Annotated in this window: 4 protein-coding genes; all 4 read right to left on the bottom strand. The window is 55.6% G+C overall.

Annotated features, from left to right (window positions below; translation table 11 throughout):
* Positions 1-554: carbohydrate ABC transporter permease (locus tag ACFQ2S_RS22725; protein WP_386078442.1), on the bottom strand; the 554-nt coding region annotated here is incomplete at its 3' end.
* Positions 555-577: 23 nt separating this feature from the next.
* The gene (locus ACFQ2S_RS22720; protein WP_386078440.1) at positions 578-1,453 is read right to left on the bottom strand and encodes a carbohydrate ABC transporter permease; all 876 of its coding nucleotides are present in this window, start codon (positions 1,451-1,453) and stop codon (positions 578-580) included.
* Positions 1,454-1,544: 91 nt separating this feature from the next.
* A complete protein-coding gene (locus ACFQ2S_RS22715) occupies positions 1,545-2,831 on the bottom strand; it encodes an ABC transporter substrate-binding protein (RefSeq protein WP_386078437.1) in 1,287 nt (428 codons plus the stop codon).
* A 50-nt stretch (positions 2,832-2,881) separates the two neighbouring features.
* Positions 2,882-3,882: ABC transporter ATP-binding protein (locus ACFQ2S_RS22710; RefSeq protein WP_386078435.1), on the bottom strand; the 1,001-nt coding region annotated here is incomplete at its 5' end.

The following is a 3,882-nucleotide window of genomic DNA, read 5'->3' as shown; positions in this document are numbered from 1 at the left end:
TGTTCGCCATTCTCTGTCCTCCGTTTCCTAAACATAACGGTGGACCAGTTCAGATGGGGCACTCCACCCGCACCTTCAAGCTGTGCCGCCTCGTCCAACGACTTCGGAACGCTCATGAAGGTCTGACGCAGAAGGAATATACCAAAGGCAGAGTTCAGATATGGCAGGGCGATCCCGATGATCGTGTCGGTCAGCCCGATGCGAGACAGGGTCAGGTAATTCTCGACGATCAGGATCTCCGGCGAGATCAGAAGCTGCACCATCACCAGCGCAAAGGCAAAGCCAGCCCAGCGAAACTTGTAGCGCACGAAAGCATAGGCGACCAGCGTGCAGAGAATGAAGTTCGCTACGATCACGATTGTGATCAGGATGAATGTGTTCGCGAAATACAGAGCGAAAGGTGCCGCATTCCAAGCCTGAACGAAATTCTCGAACGTGATCGGCGCGTTCCACTTGAAATTGGCCGAATATTTCTCTTCGTGGAACGCGGTCCACACCGAATAAAGAAAGGGAAGCCCCCAAATCCCTGCCAGAACAAAGGCCAGCGTGGTCATCAGTATCCTGTTCAAACCCTTGGTCATTGGTAATGCGTCTTTCTGTCCAGAACCCAGAATTGGAAGGCCGCCAGGACACCGAGAAGGGCGACCATCAGAACGGTAAGCGTCGCGCCATAGGCAAAGTCGCGCTGGCGGAAGGTGACCTCGTAGATATAGAACAGCAACAATGCGCTGGAGTTGTCGGGACCGCCCTTGGTCATGACGATGATGTGGTCGATCAGCCGGAAGGCATTGATCAGCGCGTTCACCGCCACAAAGATTGTCGTCGGGCGCAGCAGCGGAAAGATCACGTCGAAAAACACCCGCACTGGCCCCGCGCCTTCGAGCCGGGCGGCATCCTTGAGGCTCTCGGGCACCGACTGAAGGGCCGCGAGATAGAAGATCATAAAAAGCCCGGCTTCCTTCCAGACGGCAACCACCATCATCGACACAAGCGATGTTTCAGTGCTGCCAAGAAAATTGATCGTCGGAAGGCCGACGGCGTTCATCAATTGCGAAGCAAGGCCAATGCCTGGCGCATAGAAGAACAGCCAGATATTTGCCACGGCCACCAGTGGCAGCATCGTCGGCAGAAAGAAAGACAACCGCATAAGGCCTGTTGCCGGGAATTTCGAATTCACCAAAAGCGCCATGCTGATCGACAGAAAAATCGCAAGGGGAATGGTTCCAAGAGCGTATAAACCGCTGTTCGTTAGAACCTGCATCAGCTTTTCATCTGCAATTAAGGCTTCGTAATTCTCAAGTCCGACAAACTTCGATGGGCGGCGTGAACTGGCATTGTTCCAAAGCGAGTTCAAAAGCGCTCGTACCGCCGGATAATGGGTAAACGCCACAAGCAGTGAACACGGTAACACCAGCAAGATAATGCCAAGGCCCAAAGGCAGACGCTTGTTCATGTTGTTTCAGTCCCCTTTGTCGGGCGGTTGCCTGCGCGCAATACTGAGCGCGCGCAGGTCATCAGTCAGGAGCCAAGGATCCAGGCACGCCTTACTTATAGTCGCTGAGGACGCTGTCGGCGCCTTCCTGGGCCTTAGCCAATGCCTCGGCCGCCGTGCTGCCGCCAGTCACAACGCTTTCAATCGCGTCCACCAGAAACTGTGTCACCTTGGCACGCTGGAATGTTGCGAATTCGCGGTAGGCGTAGGGCAACTGATCAAGCGCAACGAGTGCCTGAGGCAGATTTTCGGAATAGGCTTTCATCGCCGGGGTTTCCCAAGTGTCTGGCCGCGGTGCCACATATCCCGTGGCGATGCTCCACTTTGCTGCGTTCTCCGAGGCCGTCATAAATTTGATGAAGTCCAGAGCTGCTGCACGCTCTTCGTCGGTCGTGTCGCTGAAAATGTAGAAATTGCCGCCGCCAAGCGGTGCGCCGGGACCGTCACCACCAGGAAGGAAGGCAGTGCCCCAGTCGAATTCCGCATTTTCATTTACGAACGCGAGGTTGCCGGTTGAGGTCCACATTGAAGCGGTCTGACCTTCGAGGAAGGCTTTCGGCGTATCCCCCCAGGAGATGCCTCCCGATTGCATCACACCTTCTTCGGACAACTGCACAAGGAACTCCAGCGCCGCGTTCGTTGCGGGTGTATCGAACCGCGCTTCGGTGCCGGTTTCGGTGGAGAGCACATCCCCCTTCGAGACGACAAGTCCGCCAAAGAGCCACGCCCCTCCAAGTCCGAGGGTCGGAATTCGGGTGCCCCACTGGGTGACATTGCCGTTGGCATCCTTGACGACCAGTTTCTTGCCCATCTCGATCATCTCATCCCAAGTCTTGGGCGGCGATTCCGGATCAAGACCAGCGGCGCGGAAGGCATCCTTGTTGTAATACAGCACCGGCGTCGAGCGCTGGAACGGAATGCTGTATGTCTTGCCCTCGAATACCGCGTCCGACATGAAAGCCGGGTAGAAACCATCCATCCACGCCTTGTCCTCGTCCGAGGTAGCAATGTCCGAGATCGGAAGAATGACATCCTCTTCGACCAGCGTGAACAGATCGATGGATAGAAGGACGGCCACTTGTGGCGGATCGCCGGCTTGTGCTGCGGTCAACGCCTTGGTCGTCGTTTCTTCGTAGTTGCCTGCATAGACCGCCTTGACGGTATGCTGGGGATTTTGAGCGGCCCATGCATTGGTCAGCTCTTCGATTGTGGCAACCGCAGGCGCATTTACACCGACCGGGAAATAGAATTCCAGATCAGCAGCTTGCAAACTGGTGGCGCTGACCCCCAAAAGGGCTCCGATTACCAAAGGCATTGCCGAAATACATTTGTAAGGCATTTTGTTTCTCCTCCTTGTTATAGTGGTGGGATCCTCCCGATCCCGATTTCTTAACGTGTTATGGCGATTGCCTTGCCATTCTTCTTTGAGAACAGATGCGTCTGCTCTCGTTCCCAACCGACCGTGATTTCTTCGCCTTCCTGCGGCACCGAAGCGCCCGAATAGGACAACACCATCGATGTTCCGGCAGTTGTCACGAGGTGGATCAGAAAGACCTTTCCCTCGTATTCCACGCTCCGAACGCGCGCCTTGACCTGGAACTCTTGGTCCGCGGCCGGAAACCCGAGGTTTTCAGGACGAATTCCGAATTTGCAATCGGCTACGGCATGCCCGTCGGCTATGCTCAGGTTGGCAGGATAACCGACCTCGGACGAATCCAGGATATTGGTCGGCGGCGTACCGATGAACGTGGCCGAAAACGTGTTGGCAGGCTGCTCGTAGAGCTCTTTTGGCGTGCCTACTTGAGCGACTTCTCCAGCGTTCATCAGGACTACGCGATCGGACATGGACAGGGCTTCACTCTGGTCATGGGTTACATAGACGATCGTGATTCCCAGCTTCTTGTTGAGCGACCGGATCTCGCTGCGGATTTCGACGCGCAACTTCGCGTCGAGGTTGGACAGGGGTTCATCCATCAACACCAGCGGCCGACCTGAAACCAGAACGCGCGCCAGAGCAACCCGCTGCTGTTGCCCGCCAGAGAGCTGGCCCGGCCTGCGATCCAGCAAAGAACCAAGCGCCATCAGGTCCGCCACCCGTTCAAGCTGTTTTTTCTTTTCAGCCGCCGGAACCTTGCGGATTTTCAGACCATAAGAGATGTTTTCTTCGATCGTCATATGCGGAAACAGCGCATAGTTCTGGAACACCATTCCAAGATTCCGCTCAGCCGCAGCCTTTCCAGTGACGTCCTGCCCATCAATCAGGATTTGTCCGCCACTCACCTCGTCTAAACCGCAGATCAGCCGAAGTAGCGTGCTCTTGCCACTGGAGTGCCCCATCTGAACTGGTCCACCGTTATGTTTAGGAAACGGAGGACAGAGAATGGCGAACA

The sequence above is a fragment of the Tropicimonas aquimaris genome, from assembly GCF_042676185.1.
GTDB lineage: Bacteria > Pseudomonadota > Alphaproteobacteria > Rhodobacterales > Rhodobacteraceae > Tropicimonas > Tropicimonas aquimaris.
The sequence above is the reverse complement of the archived record's forward strand: the minus strand, read 5'-3'. Positions and strand labels throughout refer to the sequence as shown.